The 22,979-nt window shown below is 71.7% G+C and carries 17 protein-coding genes; 2 read left to right on the top strand and 15 right to left on the bottom strand.

Translation table 11 applies throughout. The features are described 5' to 3' along the window. Nucleotides 1-206: 206 nt before the first annotated feature. The 4 genes from AB0K65_RS20175 to ureA form a co-directional block, all read right to left on the bottom strand. Entirely contained in the window at nucleotides 207-830 is a 624-nt protein-coding gene (locus AB0K65_RS20175) for a TetR/AcrR family transcriptional regulator (RefSeq protein WP_365718452.1), read from the bottom strand. 256 nt (nucleotides 831-1,086) lie between these two features. Continuing rightward, nucleotides 1,087-2,103 carry an agmatine deiminase family protein gene (locus AB0K65_RS20170; RefSeq protein ID WP_365718357.1) on the bottom strand — a complete coding sequence of 339 codons (1,017 nt, stop codon included), beginning with the start codon at nucleotides 2,101-2,103 and terminating at the stop codon, nucleotides 1,087-1,089. An 11-nt stretch (nucleotides 2,104-2,114) separates the two neighbouring features. Then, nucleotides 2,115-3,797 carry an urease subunit alpha gene (locus tag AB0K65_RS20165; protein WP_365718355.1) on the bottom strand — a complete coding sequence of 561 codons (1,683 nt, stop codon included), beginning with the start codon at nucleotides 3,795-3,797 and terminating at the stop codon, nucleotides 2,115-2,117. Continuing rightward, nucleotides 3,797-4,480: an urease subunit gamma gene (gene ureA / locus AB0K65_RS20160; RefSeq protein WP_365718353.1), complete on the bottom strand. Its 684-nt coding sequence runs from the start codon at nucleotides 4,478-4,480 to the stop codon at nucleotides 3,797-3,799. The genes AB0K65_RS20165 and ureA overlap by 1 nt, the downstream gene beginning before the upstream one ends. A gap of 139 nt (nucleotides 4,481-4,619) precedes the next feature. On the opposite strand from ureA, the gene AB0K65_RS20155 reads away from it, so the two are divergent. Further along, the gene (locus AB0K65_RS20155) at nucleotides 4,620-6,044 is read left to right on the top strand and encodes a cytosine permease (protein WP_365718351.1); all 1,425 of its coding nucleotides are present in this window, start codon (nucleotides 4,620-4,622) and stop codon (nucleotides 6,042-6,044) included. A gap of 136 nt (nucleotides 6,045-6,180) precedes the next feature. Here AB0K65_RS20155 and AB0K65_RS20150 read toward each other — a convergent pair whose 3' ends face one another. The 6 genes from AB0K65_RS20150 to AB0K65_RS20125 form a co-directional block, all read right to left on the bottom strand. Beyond that, on the bottom strand, nucleotides 6,181-7,269 hold the full coding sequence (locus AB0K65_RS20150; protein ID WP_365718349.1) for a branched-chain amino acid aminotransferase: 1,089 nt from the start codon (nucleotides 7,267-7,269) through the stop codon (nucleotides 6,181-6,183). Nucleotides 7,270-7,512: 243 nt separating this feature from the next. After that, the gene (locus tag AB0K65_RS20145; protein WP_365718347.1) at nucleotides 7,513-8,553 is read right to left on the bottom strand and encodes a 3-isopropylmalate dehydrogenase; all 1,041 of its coding nucleotides are present in this window, start codon (nucleotides 8,551-8,553) and stop codon (nucleotides 7,513-7,515) included. 101 nt (nucleotides 8,554-8,654) lie between these two features. Next, nucleotides 8,655-8,786: a hypothetical protein gene (locus AB0K65_RS20140; protein WP_365718345.1), complete on the bottom strand. Its 132-nt coding sequence runs from the start codon at nucleotides 8,784-8,786 to the stop codon at nucleotides 8,655-8,657. Nucleotides 8,787-9,328: 542 nt separating this feature from the next. Then, entirely contained in the window at nucleotides 9,329-9,874 is a 546-nt protein-coding gene (locus AB0K65_RS20135; protein ID WP_365718343.1) for a GNAT family N-acetyltransferase, read from the bottom strand. 143 nt (nucleotides 9,875-10,017) lie between these two features. Beyond that, nucleotides 10,018-11,649 carry an L-glutamate gamma-semialdehyde dehydrogenase gene (gene pruA, locus AB0K65_RS20130; RefSeq protein ID WP_365718341.1) on the bottom strand — a complete coding sequence of 544 codons (1,632 nt, stop codon included), beginning with the start codon at nucleotides 11,647-11,649 and terminating at the stop codon, nucleotides 10,018-10,020. A 30-nt stretch (nucleotides 11,650-11,679) separates the two neighbouring features. Beyond that, on the bottom strand, nucleotides 11,680-12,660 hold the full coding sequence (locus AB0K65_RS20125) for a proline dehydrogenase family protein (RefSeq protein WP_365718339.1): 981 nt from the start codon (nucleotides 12,658-12,660) through the stop codon (nucleotides 11,680-11,682). 182 nt (nucleotides 12,661-12,842) lie between these two features. Between AB0K65_RS20125 and AB0K65_RS20120 the strand changes: the two genes are divergently transcribed. Beyond that, the gene (locus AB0K65_RS20120) at nucleotides 12,843-13,955 is read left to right on the top strand and encodes a helix-turn-helix domain-containing protein (RefSeq protein ID WP_365718337.1); all 1,113 of its coding nucleotides are present in this window, start codon (nucleotides 12,843-12,845) and stop codon (nucleotides 13,953-13,955) included. 101 nt (nucleotides 13,956-14,056) lie between these two features. On the opposite strand, the gene serA is transcribed toward AB0K65_RS20120, so the two are convergent. From serA to AB0K65_RS20095, 5 genes are all read right to left on the bottom strand, one after another. After that, the gene (gene serA / locus AB0K65_RS20115; RefSeq protein WP_365718335.1) at nucleotides 14,057-15,646 is read right to left on the bottom strand and encodes a phosphoglycerate dehydrogenase; all 1,590 of its coding nucleotides are present in this window, start codon (nucleotides 15,644-15,646) and stop codon (nucleotides 14,057-14,059) included. A gap of 268 nt (nucleotides 15,647-15,914) precedes the next feature. Further along, nucleotides 15,915-16,916, bottom strand: a complete 1,002-nt coding sequence (ilvC, locus tag AB0K65_RS20110) for a ketol-acid reductoisomerase (protein ID WP_365718333.1) — start codon at nucleotides 16,914-16,916, stop codon at nucleotides 15,915-15,917. 128 nt (nucleotides 16,917-17,044) lie between these two features. Beyond that, nucleotides 17,045-17,569, bottom strand: coding sequence for an acetolactate synthase small subunit (ilvN, locus tag AB0K65_RS20105; RefSeq protein WP_158990801.1), 525 nt, complete (start codon nucleotides 17,567-17,569; stop codon nucleotides 17,045-17,047). 32 nt (nucleotides 17,570-17,601) lie between these two features. Continuing rightward, complete coding sequence (locus AB0K65_RS20100) at nucleotides 17,602-19,452, bottom strand: acetolactate synthase large subunit (RefSeq protein ID WP_365718330.1); 1,851 nt, start codon at nucleotides 19,450-19,452, stop codon at nucleotides 17,602-17,604. 212 nt (nucleotides 19,453-19,664) lie between these two features. After that, nucleotides 19,665-22,949 (bottom strand): EAL domain-containing protein, encoded by a 3,285-nt coding sequence (locus AB0K65_RS20095; RefSeq protein ID WP_365718328.1) that lies wholly within the window; start codon nucleotides 22,947-22,949, stop codon nucleotides 19,665-19,667. Nucleotides 22,950-22,979 lie beyond the last annotated feature (30 nt).

The following is a 22,979-nucleotide window of genomic DNA, read 5'->3' as shown; positions in this document are numbered from 1 at the left end:
GGGTGGTAGCAGGCACGCTCGCAGTCTGCCACAGGCACACCGCACGCGGGACAGGGATCTCACGATACGGAACGAGCCGAGCACGCGGCGCGTCACGGGCGGCGAGCGGTCCGCTCGTCGCGCGGCGGGCGGGGAGCGGGCGGGCGGGTCCCTCGTCACGGGCGCGCGAACAGCGGCCGGGCGTCAGGCGTGGCGCGGGTGGCTCCTCACGGGCGCGCGAGCAAGGTCTCCTCGACGAACTCCCGCACGTGGGCGAGGACCTGCCGGCGCCCCGTGCCGGGGATCCCGACGGCGACGTGAACGCTGAAGCCGTCGAGCAGCGCCCGCATGCGGGCCGCGAACCGGTCGGGGTCCACCGCCTGGAACTCCCCCCGCGAGATCCCCTCGGCGAGCAGCGCGACCAGGTCCCGGTGCCAGGCGCCCTCGATGGCCGCCTGCCGGGCGCGGGCGTCCTCGTCGGCGTTCTGGGACCGGTTCCAGACCTCCAGCCAGAGGGTCCAGTGCGGATCGCGCGGGCCGTCGGGGACGTACACGTCGATGTACCCGTCGAGCCGCTCGCGTGCGGTGCCGGGCCGCGAGAGCAGGGCGCTGCGCTCGGCGCCGAGCCGCCCCTCGCTCCACTCCAGGGTCTGCAGGAGCAGTTCGTCCTTGGTGCGGAAGTAGTACAGCAGGTGCCCGCTGCTCATCCCGACCTCGCGCCCGAGCCCGGCCATGGTGAGCCCGTCGAGCCCGCGCTCCGCGATGGTGTCCATGGCGGCGGCGAGGAGTTGCTCGCGGGGCGGGGCCGCCTGGTTGCGGCGGCGGGGGGAGGCGGGGGGTTTCGGGCTGATGCTGCTCACTCGTACGTTCTACCCGATCGGCTCGGCATCGGTGTCCCGGCCCCGGGGTCCCGGCACCGGGCGCCCCGGCACCGGAGGTCACGGAAACCGGGCGCCCCGGCACCGGAGGTCACGGAATGCGGGCGTCCCGGCACCCGGGGCGGCGGCCGACGGTCACGGTCGGCGCCCGCGTGCCCCGATCGGCCTTCGTGTCGATCGCGCCCCGGCCGCGGGCCGTCAGCCTGCCCGCGGCCCGTACCACGCCCTCTCAGACCTTCGGCTGCTGCTGCGTGATGCAGTGAATGCCGCCCCCGCCCGCGAAGATCGCGCGCGCGTCGACCAGCGTCACGATCCGCTCGGGGAAGAGCCGGCGGAAGATGCCCGCCGCGATCTCGTCGTTCGGGTCGTCGAAGCCGCACAGCACCACGCCGCCGTTGCACAGGTAGTGGTTGATGTACGAGTAGTCGACCCAGTCGCCTTCCTCGTCCTTCAGGACGGTCGGGGCGGGGATCTCCACGACCTCCAGCCGTCGGCCCTTCGCGTCCGTCTGGCGGCTGAGGAGGTCGACGTACATCCGGGAGCGCTCGTGGTCGGGGTGGGCCGGGTCCTGCTGGCTGTGGACGACCACGACGCCCGGCTTCGCGAAGGCGGCGACGATGTCGACGTGGCCCTGGGTGCCGTAGAGACCGTAGTCGCCGGTCAGGCCGTGCGGGAGCCAGATCGCCTTGGTCGTGCCGAGCCTGGCGTGGATCTCGGCCTCGACCTGCTCGCGGGTCCAACCGGGGTTGCGGCCCGCGCCGAGCTGCACGGTGTCGGTCAGCAGGACCGTTCCCTCGCCGTCGACATGGATCGCGCCTCCCTCGTTCACCAGCGGGGACGACAGCACCGGGACGGCTGCCAGATCGGCGACATGGCGGGCGATCTTGGAATCGTGCTCCCAGCGGGCCCAGTCCTGGCCGCCCCAGCCGTTGAAGACCCAGTCCACGGCCGCGAGCGCGGAGCCGTCCGTGACGAAGGTGGGACCGATGTCCCGCATCCAGGCGTCGTCGAGATCCCGCTCGACCAGCTCCACCGCGTCGCCGAGCAGGGCCCGCGCGGAGTCGAGCTGGCCGTGGCCGACCACCATCGTCACCGGTTCGAAGCGGCGTACGGCACGGGCCACCGAGGCCCAGGCCGCGCGCGCCTCCGCCAGCTCCTCCTCGTCGGTGAAGGTGGGGTTGGGGCCGGGCCAGGCCATCCACGTGCGCTCGTGCGGGGCCCACTCGGGCGGCATACGGAAGGTCATGAGAGAAGTCCTCAGAGGAAGTAGAGACGGTTGAGGGAGATGGACTCGGCCGGTTCGGAGCGGATCGGGTCGCCGTCCAGCGACACCAGACCCGTCCGGCCGTCGACCGCGACGTCTCCGATCCGGGAGTTGAGGAGCAGGTCGCCCGGCCCGATGCCGCGCGTACCGCGGACCGCCACGCGCCTGCGCCGGGTCGGCATCCGGTCGGTGCCGAGGTCGACGGCCGCCTGGGCGACGAAGGCGACCGAGATGTCCGCGGGGGCCGCTCCATGGGCCCCGAACAGCGGTCCGAGGACGAGCGGTTCGCACGTGTCCGTGGCGGCGTTCGGGTCGCCCACGACCCCCCAGGCGGGGAAGCCGGACTTCAGCACCATCTGGGGCTTGGCACCGAAGTACTCCGGCCGCCACAGCACGATGTCGGCCATCTTGCCGACCTCGAGGGAGCCGATCTCGTGCGCGAGGCCGTGGGCGATCGCCGGGTTGATGGTCAGCTTGGCCATGTAGCGCAGCACGCGCGCGTTGTCGTCGTGCGCGCCGTCGCCCGCCAGCGGGCCCAGCTCGGCCTTCATCTTGCCGGCCATGGCGAAGGTCCGGCGTACGGTCTCGCCGGCCCTTCCCATCCCCTGCGCGTCGGAGGAGGTGATACCGATCGCGCCGAGGTCGTGCAGGACGTCCTCCGCCCCCATCGTCCCGGCCCGGATGCGGTCGCGCGCCATGGCGGCGTCGCCCGGCAGGTCGGTCTTCAGGTCGTGGACGGAGACGATCATCCCGTAGTGCTCGGCGACCGCGTCGCGGCCGAACGGCAGGGTGGGATTGGTGGAGGAGCCGATGACGTTCGGCACTCCCGCCATCTTGAGCACGTTCGGCACGTGGCCGCCGCCGCAGCCCTCGATGTGGAAGGCGTGGATCGTGCGGCCGTCCAGGACCCGCAGCGTGTCCTCGACCGAGAGGCATTCGTTGAGGCCGTCGCTGTGCAGGGCGACCTGGACGTCGTGCTCCTCGGCGACGCGCAGGGCGGTGTCCAGGGCGCGGGTGTGGGCGCCCATGTCCTCGTGGACCTTGAACCCGGACGCGCCGCCCTCGGCGAGCGCCTCGACCAGCGGGGCCGCGTCGGAGGACGAGCCGCGGGCGAGGAAGCCGATGTTGACGGGCCAGGCGTCGAAGGCGCCGAAGGCGTGCCGGAGGGCCCACGGCGAATTGACGCCCACCCCCCAGACCGGGCCGAACTCCTGGCCGATGACGGTGGTGACACCGGAGGCGAGCGAGGCCTCCATGATCCGCGGCGACAGGAGGTGGACGTGCGTGTCGACGGCTCCGGCGGTGGCGATGAGCCCCTCGCCGGAGACGATGGAGGTGCCGGTGCCGACGACCACGTCGACGCCGTCGAGGGTGTCCGGGTTGCCGGCCCGCCCGATGGCGTGGATGCGGCCCTCGCGGATGCCGATGGACACCTTGCGGATGCCCTGGACGGCGTCGATCACGAGGACGTTGCTCACCACGACGTCGCAGGTCTCGCGGACGGCCGCGGCCTTGAGGTGCAGCCCGTCGCGGGCGGTCTTGCCGAATCCGGCGAGGAACTCGTCACCGGGCTTCTGGGAGTCCGACTCGACCCGGACGACGAGACCGGAGTCGCCGAGGACGACCCGGTCGCCCGCACGGGGGCCGTGCACCGACGCGTACTCGTAGGGATCCATCACGCCTCCGCTCCCAGGTAGCCACAGGCCGCCGCGCGCCGCAGGGCCTCTTCCTTCGCGCCCGGTCCGTCCAGTGGGCCGTCGACCAGGCCCGCGAACCCGATGGCCACGCGGGCGCCGCCGATGGGGACCAGCCCCACCTCGGCCTCGCCGCCCGGGTCGAAGCGGAACGAGGATCCGGCGGGGACCGCGAGCCGCATGCCGTAGGCCGCCGCGCGGTCGAAGGCGAGCCGCGGGTTGGCCTCGAAGAAGTGGAAGTGCGAGGTGACGCTGACGGGGACGGCCGCGGTGTTGCGGACGGTCAGGGTGAGGGCGGGCGGCTCCGGCTCCTGGCTCGGGCCCGGCAGCAGGGCACCGGGCGCCCCGTCGCCGAGCGCGCCGCCGCCGATCGGGTCGGAGACGACGGCGAGCCGCGAGCCGTCGTCGAAAACGGCCTCGACATGCACTTCGGTGACGACATCGGCCACGCCCGGCAGCACGTCGTCCGGGCCGAGGACGGACCGGGCGGCCGCGATCGCCTCGGCGAGTCGCCTTCCGTCGCGAGCGGCCTCGCAGACGGTGTCCGCGATGAGGGCGGTCGCCTCCGGCACGTTGAGCCGCAGGCCCCGCGCCCGGCGGGCCCGGGCGAGCTCGGCGGCACCGAAGAGCAGCAGCCGGTCGCGTTCCGTGGGGGTCAGTCGCACGTCAGAAACACCTCCTGTTTGAGTGACACTCTAAACGGAGAATCCGCTGCTTCCAAGCATTGACTGACCCGGCGAGCATGGGTCACATTGAGCGTCGCTCTAAAACCTCGTCCGGACGCTAGCCCCGCAGGGAGCCCCCATGCCGATAGAACAGCGCGGAGTCGACACCATCCCCGAAGCGGAACGCACCAGCGGCCCCCGCGACCTCTTGTCGATCCTGCTCGGCTCGAACCTCTGCCTCGGCGTCATCGTCTTCGGCTGGCTGCCGGTCTCCTTCGGCCTCGGCCTGTGGGCGTCGGTGACCTCCGTGGTCGCCGGCACCCTCGTCGGAGTCGCCTTCACGGCCCCGCTCGCGCTCGTCTCCCTGCGCACCGCGACCAACCTCTCCACCTCCAGCGGCGCCTTCTTCGGCGTACGCGGACGGCTGGTCGGCTCGGTCGTGGGGCTGCTGCTCTCGCTCGGCTACACGGCCCTGACGCTGTGGATCGGCGGGGACGTGATGGTCGGTACGCTCGCCCGCCTGACCGGCCTGCCGACCGGCGACGCCACCCACGCCGCCGTCTACGCCCTGCTCGCCGCCTGTACGGTCGTCGCCGCCGTGTACGGCTACCGGCTGCTGCTCCAGCTCAGCAAGGCGCTCGCGATCGGCATGGTCGTGCTCCTCGCGGCCGGCCTGGTGGCCTACGCGGGCGACTTCACCGCGGCCCCGGTGCCGGACACGCCGTACCTCCTGGGCTCGTTCTGGCCGACGTGGGCCCTGTCCGCGGTCGCCGCGGGGCTCAGCGGGCCCGTCGCGTTCATCACGCTCCTCGGCGACTACACGCGCTACGTCTCCCCCGCCCGGTACAGCTCGAAGACCGTCTGGCGCACCACCTGTCTCGGCCTCCTCGCCGGCCTGCTGATCCCTCAGCTCTTCGGTACGTACACGGCCCTGGCGGCGCGCGGGAGCCTGGACTACGCGGGACCGCTCGTCGACGCCTCCCCCGTCTGGTACCTGGTTCCGCTGCTGCTCGCGGCGACGGCGGGCTCGGTCGGCAACGCCGGCCTCATGCTGTACTCGATGGGCCTCGACCTGGACGCGATCCTTCCGCGCGCGACCCGGGCGCGGGCGACGCTGGTCGTCGCGGCGGTGGCGACGGCCTTCGTCTTCCTCGGCCACTTCGCCTCGGACGCGCAGACGGCGATGACCTCGTTCGTGCTGCTGCTCACCGCGGTCGGCACGCCGTGGGCCGTGATCACCCTGATCGGGCACCGGCGCTGCGGCGGGGCGTACGACCCGGAGGCGCTCCAGGTCTACAACCGGCGGGCGCGCGGCGGGGTGTACTGGTTCGCCGCGGGCTGGCACGTGCGGGCCGTCGCCTCCTGGGCGCTGGGCGCCGCGGTGGGACTCGCGTCGGTGTCCACGCCGCTCTACGAGGGACCGCTGCTGGCCCTGACCGGCGGGGTCGACTGCAGCTTCGTGCTGTCGGGAGTGGTGGGCGGCCTGCTCTACGCGGTGCTCACGCCGGGGACGGACGCCGAGGCGAGGGCGGACGCGGAGGCGGAGGCGGTCGCCGTCTCCTGACCGGTCGTCCGGACCAGTCCTTCCGACGTGCCCCTGGCGACCGGCTCTTCGGACACGGCACTTCGGACGGCGGCGGGTCCGGGCATGACGACGGGGGCGCCCCGAGGGGCGCCCCCGTCGTTCACGTTCCGGCGGCTCAGCCCAGCTGGTGCGTCCAGCCGTGGACGTCCTCGGACTTGCCGGTCTGGATGGCGAGCAGCGCGTCGCGCAGGCGCATGGTGACCTCGCCGGGCTGTCCGCCCGACTGCCGCCACTCGCCCCGGGCCGCCTTCACCGTGCCGACCGGGGTGATCACCGCGGCCGTGCCACAGGCGAAGACCTCGGTGAGGCTGCCGTTCTCGGAGTCGGCGTGCCACTGGTCGATCGAGACCCGGCCCTCCTCCGCCTCGTACCCCAGGTCCTTCGCGAGCTGGAGGAGGGAGTCACGGGTGATGCCGGCGAGCAGGGAGCCGGTGAGGGTGGGCGTGACGATCCTGTTCCCGTACACGAAGTACAGGTTCATGCCGCCGAGCTCCTCGACCCACTTGTGCTCCACCGCGTCGAGGTAGGCGACCTGGTCGCAGCCCTTCTGCGCCGCCTCGGCCTGCGCCAGCAGGGAGGCCGCGTAGTTGCCGCCGGTCTTGGCGTCGCCGACGCCACCGGGGACGGCGCGGACACGGTCCTCGGAGAGCCAGATGGAGACCGGCTTCACACCCCCGGGGAAGTACGGTCCGGCGGGCGAGGCGATGACGACGAAGAGGTACTCGTTGGCCGGCCGCACACCGAGTCCGACCTCGGTCGCGATCATGAAGGGGCGCAGGTAGAGGGACTCCTCACCGCCGTGCGGCGGGACCCATGCCTTGTCCTGCTGGACGAGCAGGTCGCATGCCTCGATGAAGGTCTCGACGGGCAGCTCCGGCATCGCCAGACGGCGCGCGGAGGCCTGGAACCGCCGGGCGTTGGCGTCGGGGCGGAAGCTGGCGACGGAGCCGTCGGGCCTGCGGTACGCCTTCAGGCCTTCGAAGATCTCCTGCGCGTAGTGCAGGACGTTGGTGGCCGGGTCGAGGGAGAGCGGACCGTACGGCACGAGCTGGCCGTCGTGCCAGCCGCGGCCCTCGGTCCAGCGGATCGTCACCATGTGGTCGGTGAAGTGGCGGCCGAACCCGGGGTTGGCCAGGATCGCCTCCCGCTCCGCTTCGGACAGCGGGCTGGAGGAGGGCTTGAGCTCGATCGTGGGCGTCGTCATCAGTGCGTGTCCTTCACCGGTTGTGTGTGACGGACCGCGCCGACGCCGCTACCAGTGCTCTGCTAGGACGTCCGAGCTTGCCCGCATGCCGCGGCCCCACGTTCGATTATCGCCCGTGGGAAGCGGTGCGGGAAACGGTGTACGCGCGGTCCGGAGTGAGAGGGGCACCCGGCGACCGCTAAAGGGGACAGCCGCCGGGCGCTGAGGGCGACCCGGCGGCTGTGTGAGTGATCAGTCGGCGGGTCAGCTCGCTACGCGTACCGCGAGCGCGTCGCCGATCTCGGCCGTCGTGCGGACGGAGTCTCCGCGCTCGGTCAGATCGGCCGCGACGGCGGCCTCGATGCGGCCGGCCTCGGTCTCGTGGCCGAGGTGGCGCAGGAGCAGCGCGACGGAGAGGACGGTGGCCGTCGGGTCCGCCTTGCCCTGGCCCGCGATGTCCGGCGCGGAGCCGTGGACGGGCTCGAACATGGAGGGGAACTCGCCGCTCGGGTTGATGTTGCCGGAGGCGGCGACGCCGATGCCGCCGGAGACGGCCGCGGCGAGGTCGGTGATGATGTCGCCGAAGAGGTTGTCGGTGACGATCACGTCGAACCGCTCGGGCTGCGTGACCAGGAAGATCGTCGCCGCGTCCACGTGCAGGTAGTCCGTGGTGACCTCGGGGAACTCCTCGGCCACCTTCTCGAAGATGTTGGTCCAGAGGTGACCGGCGTACGCCAGGACGTTGTTCTTGTGGACCAGCGTCAGCTTCTTGCGCGGGCGGGCCTGGGCGCGGGCGAAGGCGTCGCGGACCACGCGCTCGACACCGAAGGCCGTGTTCACGGAGACCTCGGTGGCGACCTCGTGCGGCGTACCGGTCCGGATGGAGCCGCCGTTGCCGGTGTACGGGCCCTCGGTGCCCTCGCGGACCACGACGAAGTCGATCTCCGGCTGACCCTTGAGCGGGGTCGACACGCCGGGGAGCAGCTTCGAGGGACGCAGGTTCACGTGGTGGTCGAAGAGGAAGCGGAGCTTGAGCAGGAAGCCGCGCTCCAGGACGCCGGACGGGACCGACGGGTCTCCGATCGCGCCGAGGAGGATGGCGTCGTGCTGCTTCAGGGCCTCGGCGTCCGCGTCGGTGAGGGTCTCACCGGTCGCGTGGTAGCGCTTGGCGCCGAAGTCGTACTCCTTCGTCTCCAGCTTCACATCCTGCGGGAGCGCGGCGGCGAGGACCTTGAGGCCTTCGGCCACGACCTCCTGGCCGATGCCGTCGCCGGGAATGACTGCGAGATTGATGCTGTGAGACATGTCGGCACCCTACTCCTCGTCCCAGCGGCTGACACGCGTTGTCCACCATACGGACGTACGGGGGGTCCGGCGCCCGGACGGGCGCCTCGGAGCCGAAGGGGTCAGTGGCCGGACTCGCCGCCGTTGTCACGGCGGTCGAGGGCCCGCTGGAGGGCCGCGGCGGCGTTCTTGCGGGCGTCGTCGCTCGGACGGGAGGCGGAGTGACGGACGCGACGGGCGGTCTGAGTGGCCATGAGGGATCGACTCCTTGAGATCAGTGATGATCCGAGATCAGTGGTGATCGAAGGCGCCGGAGGGGGCGGGGAGCGCCGCCGCAGGGGTTGCCTGCACAGGGCGTCGCGCTCACGTCCGCCATTCGCTGATGAAGCGAGGCGTTCGGCTCCTACAAAGCTAGGGCAGGGCGGCGCACTTGTCTCCACAACTACTCGGACTTCCTACTATCTGAGACGGCCTCCGATTGCGGTGTTCCTGGCCAGAACGCTCTATCCGGTGCTCGACCGGCCGGAGGAAGCGGGCTGGACACCGCATTCCGGGCCGCCGAGCGCGGCCCCCGCCTTCGCGGTCGGCGCTCTGTTACCACTGCCCGGCGAGCCGGACGAGGCGGCCGAGACCTGGACCTGGACCGCGGACCTCTTCCACGACCGGCGGATGCTCGCGGTCCACGGCGGCCAGGGCTCGGCGGCCGCCACCACGTACACGGCGGCGGGAGACGGAGCGGGGGCTCCCCGCCCGCGGCCGCTGAGCCGGTCCTCTCATGCCCGACCGCCGGTTCAGGTCACATCACGTCACCGTCGCGCCAGTCGAAGACGAGCGCGGCGGCGTCCGGTGCCGGCAGCGCCCGGCCCCTTGCGGCCCGCAGATGGAGGGCGTCCTCCTCGCCGGGCAGCGGGACGATCCCCCCAGGGCCCGCCGCCTCGATCCGGCCCCGCCACGGCTGCCAGCCGCGGGCCCGGTAGAACCCGACCCCCTCCTCGGAGGCGGAGAGTGCCCCGAAGGCGTACGCGCCGTCGATGACCCGCTCCAGCTCGGCCATCACCATCCCGCCGAGACCCTGGCGCCGCCTGTCACCGCGCACGGCGACGCCCTCGACGTACCCCACCCGGAACGAGCGGCCGCCGTGCAGCGCACGGCGCATCACGACGCTGCCGTGCGCGGCGAGACCCCGGTCGTCCTCCACCCAGGCGTGGAGACCTCCCAGGGTGTGGTCCCAGTCCTCGTCGGAGAAGTCCCCGTCGAACGCGGCGACGATCATCTCCCGTACGGCGCGCGCCCGTTCGGGGCCCAGTTCGTGGGTCGGGGCGAGGTGCACGGAGTTGGTCACGCCCCCAGTGTGCCGCGCCGCGGCGGCGGGCGCGGGGGGGACCGTGACGGGCAGGGCCCCTCATGGGAACCGCCCCCGTCCTCGGTTGGGGGACCAAGGAAGGGGGCGGTGTCGGGGACGGGCCGTCGGGCCCGTGAGGGGCGTCAGCCCATGTGGGGGTAGCCGTACTCGGTCGGCGGGACCAGGGTCTCCTTGATCGCGCGGGTCAGCGTCCAGCGCATCAGGTTCTGCGGCGCGCCCGCCTTGTCGTTCGTGCCGGAGGCGCGGCCGCCGCCGAAGGGCTGCTGGCCGACGACGGCGCCGGTCGACTTGTCGTTGATGTAGAAGTTGCCCGCGGCGAAGCGGAGCTTGTCCATCGTGTACGCGGCGGCGGCGCGGTCGCCCGAGATGACCGAGCCGGTCAGGGCGTAGTCCGAGACCGACTCCATCTGGGTCAGCATCTCGTCGTACTTCTCGTCCTCGTACACGTGGATCGCGAGGATCGGGCCGAAGTACTCGGTCGTGAAGACCTCGTTCGCCGGGTCGGAGCACTCGATGACGGTCGGGCGGACGAAGTAGCCCTCGGAGTCGTCGTAGGTGCCGCCGGCGATGACGGTGCAGGTCGGGTCGGCCTTCGCGCGGTCGATCGCGGCCTTGTTCTTGGCGAAGGAGCGCTCGTCGATCACGGCGCCGATGAAGTTGGTCAGATCGGTGACGTCACCCATCCGGATGCCGTCGACCTCGGCCGCGAACTCCTCCTTGAAGCCGTCGTTCCAGATCGAGGCCGGGACGTAGGCACGCGAGGACGCGGAGCACTTCTGGCCCTGGAACTCGAAGGAGCCGCGGGTCAGCGCGGTCTTCAGGACGGCACGGTCGGCGCTCGGGTGGGCGACGACGAAGTCCTTGCCGCCGGTCTCGCCGACGATCCGCGGGTAGGAGCGGTACTTCTCGATGTTGTTGCCGACCGTCTTCCACAGGTGCTGGAAGGTCCGGGTCGAGCCGGTGAAGTGGATGCCGGCCAGGTCGCGGTGGTTCAGGGCCACCTCGGAGACGGCGATGCCGTCGCCCGTCACCAGGTTGATGACGCCCTTGGGCAGGCCGGCCTCCTCCAGGAGCTCCATGAGGAGCACGGCGGAGTGGGTCTGCGTCGGGGACGGCTTCCAGACCACCACGTTGCCCATGAGGGCCGGGGCGGTCGGCAGGTTGCCGGCGATGGCCGTGAAGTTGAACGGCGTGATCGCGTAGACGAAGCCCTCCAGCGGGCGGTGGTCGAGGCGGTTCCACACACCCGGGGAGTTCGCCGGCGGCTGCTCGGCGAGGATCTGGCGGGCGTAGGCCACGTTGAAGCGCCAGAAGTCGACCAGCTCACAGGGGGTGTCGATCTCCGCCTGCTGGGCCGTCTTGGACTGGCCGAGCATGGTGGAGGCGGCCAGCGTCTCGCGCCACGGGCCGGCCAGCAGCTCCGCCGCGCGCAGGATGATCGCGGCGCGGTCGTCGAAGGACATCGCGCGCCAGGCCGGGGCGGCGGCCAGGGCGGCGTCGATGGCGTCCTGGGCGTCCTGCCGGGTGGCCGCGGCGAAGGTGCCGAGGACGGCCTTGTGGTTGTGCGGCTGGACGACGTCGAAGCGCTCACCGCCGCCCATGCGCTTGACGCCGCCGATGGTCATCGGCAGCTCGCGCGGGTTCTCGGCGAGCTCCTTGAGCTTGGCCTCGAGGCGGCCGCGCTCGGCGGAACCGGGGGCGTAGCTGTGCACCGGCTCGTTGACCGGAGTGGGGACCTGGGTGACAGCGTCCATGAGTCTCGATACTCCTTGTGAGAGGTGGGCTCAGCCCTTGGTGAGGATGGAGCGGGCGAAGAAGAGGAGGTTGGCCGGCTTCTCCGCGAGGCGGCGCATGAAGTAGCCGTACCAGTCGGTGCCGTAGGCGGTGTAGACGCGCATGCGGTGGCCTTCGGCGGCGAGACGGTTCTGCTCCTCGCCACGAATGCCGTACAGCATCTGGAACTCGTACTCGTCCAGTTTGCGCCCGGCGCGGCGGGCGAGCTCCTGGCCGATGGAGATCAGCCGCGGATCGTGCGAGCCGATCATCGGGTAGCCGTCGCCCTCCATGAGGATCTTCATGATCCGGACGTAGGCCTTGTCGATCTCGGCCTTGTCCTGGAGGGCGACGGACGCGGGCTCCTTGTAGGCGCCCTTCACGATCCGGACGCGGGAGCCGTCGGCCGCGAGGCGGCGGGCGTCCTCCTCGGTGCGGAAGAGGTACGCCTGGATGACGCAGCCGGTCTGCGGGAAGTCCTTCCGCAGCTCCTGGTGGATGGCGAACATCGAGTCGAGGGTGGTGTGGTCCTCGGCGTCCAGCGTGACCGTGGTGCCGATCCTGGCGGCGGCCTCGACGACGGGGCGGACGTTGGCGAGGGCCAGCTCGTGGCCGCCCGCCCGGCGCCCGGCACCCTCAGCCGAGGGCTCTGCGGGCTCGCCCCCCTCGATCTCCAGCGCTTGTCCGAACATCGACAGCTTGACGGACATCTCGGCGCGGGCGCCCAGGCCCAGCTCCTCGAGGCGGCCGATCAGCTCCAGGTAGGCGTCGCGGGCTGCATGGGACTGCTCGACGGTGGTGATGTCCTCGCCGACGACGTCGAGGGTGACCTCCAGGCCGCGGCCGGTGATGTCCCGCACGATCGGGATCACGTGGTCGACGGTCTCGCCGGCGATGAACCGGTCGACGACCTGCTTGGTCCCCGGGGCGGCCGACACGAAACGGCGCATCTTGTCGCTGCGGGACGCGGCGAGGATCACGGGACCCAGCACGGGGACCTCCAGAAGGGCAGGGTGACGAAGCGTGCCGTACCCGGTCTTTCGCAAGGAACCGGAAACAGCACGGAGAACCACCGTGAAACCTAAGGATCGCTCCGATCCTCTGCCATCGACAGCTGTCACGCATCCGTGCGCGGCAGCTCATACATATGTCTGAAGGGTGCGAGAATGGCGCTGTGAAGGGCGATTACCAGGAGCTGGTGGACGAGATCTCGGCGTTGCTCGGAGCCCCGGCGACGCTGGAGAACCGTGACTTCGGGCTGATCGCCTTCGGCGCCCACGACAGCGACGACGACAGCGCGATGGACCCCGTCCGGACGCGGTCGATCCTGACGCGGAAGTCGACCCCGGCCGTCCGCGCCTGGTTCGAGGGCTTCGGCATCACCCGGGCGACGGGCCCGGTCCGCATCCCCGCCGCCCCGGACGCCGGGGTCTTCCGGGACCGCATCTGCCTTCCCGTACGGCACCGGGGGGTCGTCCTCGGGTACGTCTGGCTGCTCGACGCCGAGCCGCATCCCACACCCGCCCAGCTCGCGGCGGCCATGGAGGTCGCCACCCGGATCGGCGGCCTCCTCGCCGACGAGGAGCGCGCGGGCTCCGACCTCTCACGCGAGTTCGCCGCGGTCCTGACCGCCGGGCGGGGCTGGCAGGGCGACATGGCCCTGGCGGCGCTGCGGGCGGCGCTGGGTCCCGGCGCGGACGGTCTGCACACCGTGGTCTGCGTGACCCCCTGGCAGGGCGAGGCCCCCTCGATCCGGGCGGTCCCCGGCGCGGCGGCGATCACGACGCTCCCGGACAGCGGGTCCCTCGCGGCTCTCGTGCGGCTGCGCACGCCCGAGGATCTCTCCCCCGCCCGCTCGGCCGCGGAACGCCTGCGCGCGAACGCCCCGGCCGGTATCGCCACCCCCCGGCGCGGTCTCGCGGACCTCCCGGCGGCCTGGCGGGAGGCCGGCACGGCGGCCCGCGCCGCGGCGGCCCAGCCGAAGCTGGGGCCGGTCGCCGACTGGGCCGGGATCGGGCCCTACCGCCTTCTCGCGGCGCTGTACCACCCCGAGATCGACCCCGTCGTCGCGCCGCTGCTCGCCCCCGCGCACGCCGAGCTGGCCCGCACGGCGGAGGTCTTCCTGGACAACGCCGGCCAGGCGGGCCGTACGGCGGCCGCCCTCGGCATCCACCGTCAGACCCTCTACTACCGGCTGTCCAGGGTCGAGCAGCTCACGGGCCTGGACCTGGCCGACGGCGAGGACCGCCTCCTGCTCCACATGTCCCTGAAGTCGGCCCGCCTCTAGAGAGTCCCGCCCGGACGAGCCCCGCACGAACGCCCGCACCCGGCGTCCGGACCGAGACGACGGTCCAGACGCCGGGTGCGGGCGGGACTGTGTGCGGTCGGTCAGACCAGGTTGACCGAACGGGCCGAGTTCGCGCCGATCTCCTCGGAGATCTCCGCGATGACGTTCGCCGGAACCGTGTCGTCCACGGTGAGCACGACGAGCGCCTCGCCACCCTCCTCCGTGCGGGAGACCTGCATGCCCGCGATGTTCAGACCGGCCTCGCCGAGAATCCGGCCGACGGTGCCGACGACGCCCGGACGGTCCTCGTAGCGCAGCACGACCATGTGGTCGGCGAGCGCCAGATCCACGTCGTACTCGCCGACGGCGACGATCTTCTGGAGGTGCTTGGGGCCGGCCAGGGTGCCGGAGACCGAGACCTCCTCGCCGCTCGCGAGCGTGCCGCGCACGGTGACCACGTTGCGGTGGTCCGGGGACTCGCTGGAGGTCGTCAGCCGGACCTCGACACCGCGCTCCTGCGCGAACAGCGGGGCGTTGACGTACGACACGGTCTCGTCGACCACGTCCTCGAACACACCCTTGAGCGCGGAGAGTTCGAGCACCTTCACGTCGTGCTGGGTGATCTCGCCGTACACCTCGACGTCGAGCCGCGCCGCGACCTCGCCCGCGAGGGCGGTGAAGATGCGGCCGAGCTTCTCGGCGAGCGGCAGACCCGGCTTGACGTCCTCGGCGATGACACCGCCCTGGACGTTGACCGCGTCCGGCACCAGCTCGCCGGCGAGCGCGAGGCGCACCGAACGGGCGACCGCGATACCGGCCTTCTCCTGGGCCTCGTCCGTGGACGCCCCGAGGTGCGGGGTGCAGACGACCTGGTCGAGCTCGAAGAGCGGGGAGTCCGTGCAGGGCTCCTTGGCGTACACGTCGAGACCCGCGCCGGCGACCCGGCCCTCCTTGAGGGCGGAGAACAGCGCGGCCTCGTCGACGATCCCGCCGCGCGCGGCGTTGACGATCCGGACGGTGGGCTTGACCTTGTGCAGCGCCTCGTCGCCGATGAGACCGAGGGTCTCGGGGGTCTTCGGCAGGTGGACGGTGATGAAGTCGGCGACCTCCAGGAGCTCGTCCAGGGCCAGCAGCTTCACCCCCATCTGGGCGGCGCGGGCCGGCTGCACGTAGGGGTCGTAGGCGACGATCTTCATGCCGAACGCGGACATGCGCTGGGCGACCAGGACACCGATGCGGCCGAGGCCGACGACGCCGAGGGTCTTCTCGCTCAGCTCGACACCCGTGTACTTCGACCGCTTCCACTCGCCGTTCTTCAGGGCGGTGTTGGCCTGCGGGATGTTACGCGCGGTGGCGACGAGCAGACCGCAGGCGAGCTCGGCGGCGGTGACGATGTTGGACGTCGGGGCGTTGACGACCATCACGCCGGCCTTGGTGGCGGCGGAGACGTCCACGTTGTCCAGGCCGACGCCGGCACGGGCGACGACGCGGAGCTTGTTCGCGGCGGCGATGGCCTCCGCGTCGACCTTGGTCGCGGAGCGGACCAGGATCGCGTCCACGTCGGCGATGGCGGGAATCAGCTCGTCGCGGTCGGCGCCGTTGCAGTGCCGGATCTCGAAGTCCGGTCCCAGCGCGTCCACGGTGGCGGGCGACAGCTCTTCAGCGATGAGTACGACAGGTTTCGAGCTCACGTGAGTCCTCACAGATCCAGTGCGGACGGCCGTCCCGACGGCCGCAGGCGGTGGAGGGGGCTTGCCGCGTGAAAGCGCACGACGCTGTGGGCCTGAACGCGAATGTTGTTGAGAGTGTAGTGGTGCGCAGGTGCGCATCATGCGCCTCGTTGGAAGGATCACCCGTCCGTGGTTGGACGGGCTGTCCAACGATGCGGGAAGGGGCCGGACGGTGTGTCCGGCCCCTCCCCCTACGCCCGGGGGCGTGGGGGGGACCCTCGCCGAAGGCTTACGCCTCCTCGTCGTTCACCCAGCTCATGAGCTTGCGCAGCTCCTTGCCGGTGGTCTCCAGGAGGTGCTTCTCGTCCTGGGTCTTGTACTCGTCGTACTTCTTCAGGCCGCCGTGGTACTCGTCCATCCAGTTCTTGGCGAACGTGCCGTCCTGGATCTCGGTGAGGACCTTCTTCATCTCGGCCTTGGTGGCGTCGGTGATGATGCGGGGGCCGGTGACGTAGTCGCCCCACTCGGCGGTCTCGGAGACCGACCAGCGCATCTTCTCCAGGCCGCCCTCGTACATGAGGTCGACGATGAGCTTCAGCTCGTGGAGGCACTCGAAGTAGGCGATCTCCGGCTGGTAGCCGGCCTCGACCAGGGTCTCGAAGCCCGCCTTCACCAGCGCGGAGGCACCGCCGCAGAGGACGGCCTGCTCGCCGAAGAGGTCGGTCTCGGTCTCCTCGGTGAAGGTCGTCTTGATGACGCCGGCGCGGGTGCCGCCGATGGCCTTGGCGTAGGAGAGCGCCAGGGCGAAGGCGTTGCCCGTGGAGTCCTGCTCGACGGCGGCGATCGCGGGGACGCCGCGGCCCTCCTCGTACTGGCGACGGACCAGGTGGCCCGGGCCCTTGGGGGCGACCAGGGCGACGTCCACGTTGGCCGGGGGCTTGATGAAGCCGAAGCGGACGTTGAAGCCGTGGGCGAAGAACAGGGCGTCGCCGTCCTGCAGGTTGCCCTTGATGGACTCCTCGTAGACCTGGGCCTGGATCGGGTCCGGGATCAGGATCATGATGACGGAGGCCTCGGCGGCCGCCTCGGCGGGCGTGACCACGCGCAGGCCCTGCTCCTCGGCCTTCGCCTTGGACTTGGAGCCCTCGTGCAGACCGACGCGGACGTCGACACCCGAGTCACGGAGCGACAGCGCGTGGGCGTGGCCCTGGCTGCCGTATCCGATCACCGCGACCTTGCGGCCCTGGATGATGGACAGGTCGGCGTCGTCGTCGTAGAACAGCTCGGCCACTGGGAATCTCCTTGAAGTGCTGGTGTTGCTTCCCACCGTACGGCGGTCGGCGGAAGGAAGGTTGTCGGGTCTCGCCAGGCGGACCGCCGGACGGACCGGTGGTCGACCGCCCGGCGGTGCGTGCGGGGTCAGGCGCTGCGGTCGAGGGAGCGCAGGGAGCGGTCCGTGATGGACCGGGCACCACGTCCTATGGCGATCGTGCCGGACTGCACGAGTTCCTTGATGCCGAACTGCTCCAGCATCTTGAGCATCGCGTCGAGCTTGTCACTCGAACCGGTGGCCTCGATCGTGACGGCCTCGGGCGAGACGTCCACGGTCTTGGCGCGGAACAGCTGGACGATCTCGACGATCTGGGAGCGGGTCTCGTTGTCGGCGCGGACCTTCACCAGGACGAGCTCGCGCTGGATCGCGGCGCTGGGCTCGAGTTCGACGATCTTCAGGACGTTGACCAGCTTGTTGAGCTGCTTGGTCACCTGCTCCAGGGGCAGGTCCTCGACATTGACCACGATGGTGATGCGGGAGATGTCGGGGTGTTCGGTGACACCGACGGCGAGCGAGTCGATGTTGAAGCCGCGGCGGGAGAACAGGGCGGCGATCCGCGCGAGGATGCCGGGGGTGTTCTCCACCAGGACGGAGAGCGTGTGCCTAGTCATGTGCGTCGTTCCTCTTCCTACGGCTCTCTGTCTCAGTCGTCTTCGTTGTCGCCGAAGTCGGGGCGGACGCCCCGGGCGGCCATGACCTCGTCGTTGGAGGTGCCGGCGGCGACCATCGGCCACACCTGGGCGTCCTCGTGGACGATGAAGTCGACCACGACGGGGCGGTCGTTGATCGCGTTGGCCTCGGCGATGACCTTGTCCAGGTCGGCCGGGTCCTCGCAGCGCAGCGCGACGCAGCCCATGGCCTCGGACAGTTTGACGAAGTCCGGGATGCGGGTGCCCTTGGAGGGCTCCAGGCCGGTGGCGTCCGGGCCGGAGTGCAGCACCGTGTTGGAGTAGCGCTGGTTGTAGAAGAGGGTCTGCCACTGGCGGACCATTCCGAGGGCGCCGTTGTTGATGATGGCGACCTTGATCGGGATGTTGTTGAGCGCGCAGGTGACGAGCTCCTGGTTCGTCATCTGGAAGCAGCCGTCACCGTCGATCGCCCAGACCGGGCGGTCCGGCATGCCGGCCTTGGCGCCCATCGCGGCCGGGACCGCGTACCCCATCGTTCCGGCGCCGCCGGAGTTCAGCCAGGTGGCCGGCTTCTCGTAGTCGATGAAGTGGGCGGCCCACATCTGGTGCTGGCCGACGCCCGCGGCGTAGATGGTGTCGGCGGGGGCGAGCTGGCCGATCCGCTGGATGACCTGCTGCGGCGACAGGCTGCCGTCCTCGGGCAGGTCGTAGCCGAGCGGGTAGGTCTCGCGCCAGCGGTTGAGGTCGCTCCACCAGGCGGTGTAGTCGCCCGTGTTGCCCTCGCTGTGCTCGGCCTGGACGGCCTGGACCAGGTCGGCGATGACCTCGCGGGCGTCACCGACGATCGGGACGTCGGCGGTGCGGTTCTTGCCGATCTCGGCCGGGTCGATGTCGGCGTGGACGATCTTGGCGAAGGGGGCGAAGCTGTCCAGCTTGCCGGTGACACGGTCGTCGAAGCGGGCTCCGAGGGCGACGATCAGGTCGGCCTTCTGCAGCGCGGTGACGGCGGTGACCGCACCGTGCATGCCCGGCATTCCCACGTGCAGCGGGTGGCTGTCGGGGAACGCGCCCAGCGCCATCAGGGTGGTGGTGACGGGGGCGCCGGTGAGCTCGGCGAGGACCTTCAGCTCGGCGGTGGCGCCGGCCTTCAGGACGCCGCCGCCGACGTACAGCACCGGGCGCTTGGCGCCGGTGATCAGCTTGGCGGCCTCGCGGATCTGCTTGGCGTGCGGCTTGGTCACCGGGCGGTAACCCGGCAGGTCGGTCTGCGGCGGCCAGCTGAAGACTGTCTTCGCCTGGAGGGCGTCCTTGGCGATGTCGACCAGGACCGGGCCCGGACGGCCGGTCGAGGCGATGTGGAACGCCTCGGCGATCGTCCTCGGGATGTCCTCGGCCTTGGTGACCAGGAAGTTGTGCTTGGTGATCGGCATCGTGATGCCGCAGATGTCCGCCTCCTGGAAGGCGTCCGTGCCGATGGCCTTGGAGGCGACCTGGCCCGTGATCGCGACCAGCGGGACGGAGTCCATGTGGGCGTCGGCGATCGGGGTGACCAGGTTGGTGGCGCCGGGCCCCGAGGTCGCCATGCAGACACCGACCTTGCCGGTGGCCTGGGCGTAGCCGGTCGCGGCGTGGCCCGCGCCCTGCTCGTGGCGGACCAGGATGTGGCGGACCCGCTTGGAGTCCATCATCGGGTCGTAGGCGGGGAGGATGGCGCCGCCCGGAATACCGAAGACGGTGTCGGCCCCCACTTCCTCGAGAGAACGGATGAGGGACTGCGCACCCGTGACGTGCTCGACGGTGGTGGCGGTCTGTCCGCCGTTACGGGCCCGCGGCTGCGGATGGTGCCCGGTGGCCTGCTCGGTCATCAGCATTCTCTTCTCGAAGCAGAGGGTTTTTGCGAGGGTTTGGGGGGAGCCGGTGCAACAAAAAACCCCTCGTGCCGGGAGGCAAGCGAGGGGAGCGCGTCGGTAGCGTTCAAGCCGGGCCGTGTACGGGCCCTGCTTCAGCCGACGCGCTTTCCAAGTACGAGAATTCGGGTGCGCATGGCACTGACCCTCCCCCCGACGCACTGTCAGTGTCAAGTGGGTGGGACAGGCGTCTCATTATTTGAGCGGATCGGGGGATGATTTCCGGCGGGGACCGGGACCGCCTCGACGCTGCGGCCGGGGAGCGGATAGCCGTCCCGCACCAGCGCCCGGCGCAGCCGGTATTCGTCGAGCGGGCCGGAGAAGGCCATGCCCTGGCCGTGTGTGCAGCCCATCCCGCGCAGGGCGAGCACCTGCTCGGGTACGTCCACGCCGTCGGCGACGGACTGGAGGCCGAGGTCGCCGGCGATCCGGAGCAGCCCGCTGGTGATCTTGCGGAGCCGGGCGGACTCGACCACCCCTTCCACCAGGCTCCTGTCCAGCTTCAGGACGTCGACCGGGAGCCGGCGCAGGGCGGTGATGGCCCCGTACCCGCTGCCGAAGCCGTCCAGGGCGATCCGTACGCCGAGCCGGCGCAGGGCGACGAGGCGCTGTTCGAGGTCGTCGAAGGAGACGCGCGGGTCACTGTCGGCCAGCTCGATCATCAGGGAGCCGGACGGCAGCCCGTGGCGGGTCAGCAGGGCCTCGACGGAGCCGAGCGGCAGGGAGCGGTCGAGCAGCCCGCGGGCGGAGAGCCGGATGGAGACCGGCGTGCGGTGGCCGAGTCCGGCCCGTTCGGCGGCCTGCTCGACGGCCTCCTCAAGGAGCCAGCGGCCCAGTGCGGCGGTGCGCTCGTCGTCGTCGGCGACCCGCAGGAACTCGGCGGGGGTGAAGAGGATCCCCTGTGCGGAACGCCAGCGGGCCTGGGCGGCGACGGCCGCGATCCGGCCGGTGGCGAGGTCGACGACCGGCTGATGGAGCAGTGCGAACTCCCCGTCGTGCAGCGCGGTGCGCAGCCGGGTGGCCAGCTCCGTCCGGCGGACGACCTCGGCCTGCATCTGCGGGGCGTAGAGCTCCACGCGGTCCTTGCCGCCGGCCTTGGCCCGGTACATGGCGAGGTCGGCGTTGCGCAGCAGGTCCCCGGCGCCGATGCCGGGCTCGGCGAAGGCGACGCCGATGGAGGCGGCGACCCGCACGTCGTCGCCTCCCTCCAGGCGGTACGGCTGGGAGAGCGTGAGGCGCAGCCGGTCGGCGATCTCGGTGACCTGGCACTCGCGGGCCGCCCGGTCCCGCCCTCCGTCGCCGAGGATCAGGGCGGCGAACTCGTCGCCCCCGAGGCGCGCGGCGGTGTCCCCGGCCCGTACGGAGTCCTGGAGGCGCCGGGCGGCCTGGACGAGCAGCTCGTCGCCGGCCTGGTGGCCCAGCCGGTCGTTGACGCCCTTGAAGCCGTCGAGGTCGATGAAGAGCACGGCGGTGCCGGGATCGGAGGAGCGCCGGCCGCTGAGGGCGCCCTTGACCCGTTTCGTGAAGAGGGCGCGGTTGGGCAGGTCGGTGAGCGGGTCGTGTTCGGCGTTGTGCTGGAGCTGGGCCTGGAGACGGACCCGTTCGGTCACGTCCCGGCTGTTGAAGATCAGGCCGCCCTGGTGGCGGTTGACGGTGGACTCGACGTTGAGCCAGTCGCCCCGGCCGGAGCGGAAGCGGCATTCGATACGGGTCGTGGGCTCCTGGGCCGGCGACGCGGCCAGGAACCGGCGCACTTCGTGGACGACGCCGCCGAGATCGTCGGGGTGGATGAGGGAGGCCAGCTCGGAGCCGATCAGCTCCTCGGCCTCCCGGCCGTAGACCCCCGAGGCGGCGGGGCTCACATAGCGGAGTATGCCGTTGGGCGCGGCGATCATGATGACGTCGCTGGAGCCCTGGACCAGGGACCGGAAGTGGTTCTCCTTCTGGGCCAGCTCGTGGGTGAGGGTGATGTTGTCGAGCAGCATGATGCCCTGGCGCACCACGAGGGCGAGCACGACCGTGCAGCCGGTGAAGACGACCACGCGGTCCACTCTGCGTCCCTCGACGACGGTGTACAGGATGCCGAGCGTGCAGACGGCCGCGGCGAGGTAGGGCGTCAGAGCGGCGAGCGAGCCGGCCACCGGGCGGCTGTGCGGGCGCTGGCCGCGCGCGGCGGGGGGAGGGGGCACCGGGTCGGGCGGCCGCCGCACCCCCCAGGGGGCGTACGCGAGGAGCAGCGAACCGGCGAACCAGCCGGCGTCGAGGAGCTGGCCGGAGGCGTAGTTCTCGCGCAGCAGCGGGGAGGTGAACAGGGCGTCGCACAGGACGGTGAGGGCGAGGGCCGCGATGGCGGTGTTGGTCGCCGAGCGGTTCACGTGGGCCCGCCGGAAGTGGAGGACCAGGACCATGCTGACGAGGACGATGTCGAGCAGGGGGTAGGCCAGGGACAGCGCGGCCCGGGCGACGCTCTCGCCCTCGAAGTGCGCGGTGTGGGCGAGGGCGAGGCTCCACGAGAGGGTCAGCAGGGAGCCCCCGATGAGCCAGGCGTCGAGCGCGAGGCAGACCCAGCCGGCCCGGGTGACGGGCTTCTTGGCGAGCACGAGCAGGCCGACGATGGCGGGCGGGGCGAAGAGCAGGAAGAAGAGGTCGGCGACGGAGGGGCTGGGCACCTCCCGGTCGAGCACGACCTCGTACCACCCCCAGACGGCGTTCCCGGCGGCGGCCATGACGGAGGAGAAGGCGAAGAGCAGCCAGGCCGGGCGGAAGCGGCTCTCGCGGACCCGGCCGTAAAGGAAGCAGGAGACGCCGGCGGCGAGGGCCGCGGCGCTGAGTCCGAAGTCCCCCATGACGAGGGCCAGCCGCTCCGACCCCCAGCCGAGGGCCGCGCCGGTGGCGTATCCCGCGCAGACCAGCCCGAGGACGATCTGCGGGAGGAGTCCGCCGGCGCCGGGCCGGGGCGGGGCGGGGCGGCGCCCCCCGGGACGGGCGCCCGCTCCCGGGGGCGCGGAGCCGGAGGCGGGGGCGTGGTCCGCCCCCCGGGAGTGGTCGCGGTCGATGAGGGCGCCGGGGGTGGTCATCGGTGCTCCCGGCGCCTCGTCGGCGCGGACGTGCTCTCGCGCGGCGGGGTCCACGGCGGCGGGGGTGCCGCCGGTCGTCGGCGGGAGAACGCCGCGGCCGCGGCCCGCCTCGGCGGTGCGCCGGTCGGCCTGGGCCGGCAGGGCGGCGGTGTCCCGCGCTCCGCGCGGACGTCCGCGCGGAGCGGGAAGCGGTCCCGGGTCGTCCGGGGCGGTGTCCCGCGCTCGGTGCGGACCGCCGTCCGGGGCGGGTGGTCGTCCCGCCTCACCCGGGGCGGTGTCCCGCGCTCGGTGCGGACCGCCCGCCGCCGCGGGTGGTCGTCCCGCGTCGCGCGCGAGGGTCGTCGACGGCGGTCCCGCCGCGTCGGATCGTCGGTCCATCGGCCGTACGTCACCCGTCGCCCCCCTCGG

This window comes from Streptomyces sp. NPDC053755 (genome assembly GCF_040677675.1).
Taxonomy (GTDB): domain Bacteria; phylum Actinomycetota; class Actinomycetes; order Streptomycetales; family Streptomycetaceae; genus Streptomyces.
This window is presented reverse-complemented; position numbering and strand designations above follow the sequence as displayed.